The sequence below is a fragment of the Nostoc sp. UIC 10890 genome (genome assembly GCF_054786515.1).
In genome coordinates this window covers 1-1,094 of sequence record NZ_JBSGKF010000183.1, presented here as the reverse complement: position 1 = coordinate 1,094, position 1,094 = coordinate 1, and the positions used below count along the sequence as shown (strand labels likewise).

The following is a 1,094-nucleotide window of genomic DNA, read 5'->3' as shown; positions in this document are numbered from 1 at the left end:
GATGTTTTGATAGTAGGCTTGATTCTGTTTGGCAATATTTTTTACGAGAACAAGGTTTTATTTCATTACTCCTATGTGACATTGATTATTTCAAACAATATAACGATACTTATGGTCATGCCGCCGGGGATACTTGTTTAACACTCATTGCCCAAGCTTTAAAACAAGCTGTCAAACGTTCTAGGGATTTAGCTGCTCGTTATGGCGGAGAAGAGTTTGTTGTCATCTTACCCAACACTGCTAGTGATGGAGCTTTTCAGGTTGCTCAAGAAATTCATCAAGCTATCCAACGGCTAAATATTCTTCATGCAGCATCGGCTGTGAAGCAGCACGTTACCCTAAGTATCGGAATTGCTACAGTGATTCCGACACCTAATATGCTTCCTTTGGATTTGATTAAAGCAGCAGATCAAGCCCTTTATCAAGCTAAAGCACAGGGGCGTAATCGTTCTTGTATGTGGAACCCAATTGATCCTTATGTCCCATCGAGAAGGTATTCCGGGTGAACCCCTTATACTTAAATATGATTTTTAGCGCTAACAGAAGTTTTACGTCTACTTAGGGCTTGCACCAAGCGACTGGAAGTCGCGGCTACACAGTCAAAACCCACCTTCGTGGGTTAAAAACCCTTGATTTCCTCTTAGTCCACGGAGGTGGACTTTGTTTGTATAGCCGCGATTTCTAATCACTAGGGCTAGTATGTGCAAGATGTGAGTCTACTGAAATTATCTAAATCTAAGCCCTATCCAAACGCTCAAAGCTTTTTTGCTTGTACTTTAGAGCATAAGCTTATATGGGCATTTCCGACTTAACTTAAGGATTGTAAAGAGGTCTAGTAAAAGAATTCCAATTATCATAGCCTTATAGTTATGCAACGATTAACTCGCTTAACGTATTACACATGGTTAATACTCTACCCAAGCCAGAAATTAAAACCCCTAGTAAAGAAACTGTACTCACTCCCCGGTTTTACACTACAGATTTTGAAACCGCAGCCAACCTGGATTTATCTGCTCAGGAAACTCAGTTACAGGCGATGTTGACAGAAATGCGGACAGACTACAACCGCCACCATTTTGTTCGTGATGAAGCGT

The 1,094-nt window shown here is 41.0% G+C and carries 1 protein-coding gene and 1 pseudogene; both read left to right on the top strand.

The features are described from left to right. Positions 1-506 (top strand): diguanylate cyclase (locus tag ACWATR_RS40295; protein ID WP_460346061.1); only part of this gene is annotated, 506 nt, incomplete at its 5' end. A gap of 395 nt (positions 507-901) precedes the next feature. After that, positions 902-1,094: pseudogene (locus tag ACWATR_RS40290) on the top strand (magnesium-protoporphyrin IX monomethyl ester (oxidative) cyclase); the annotation flags it as partial.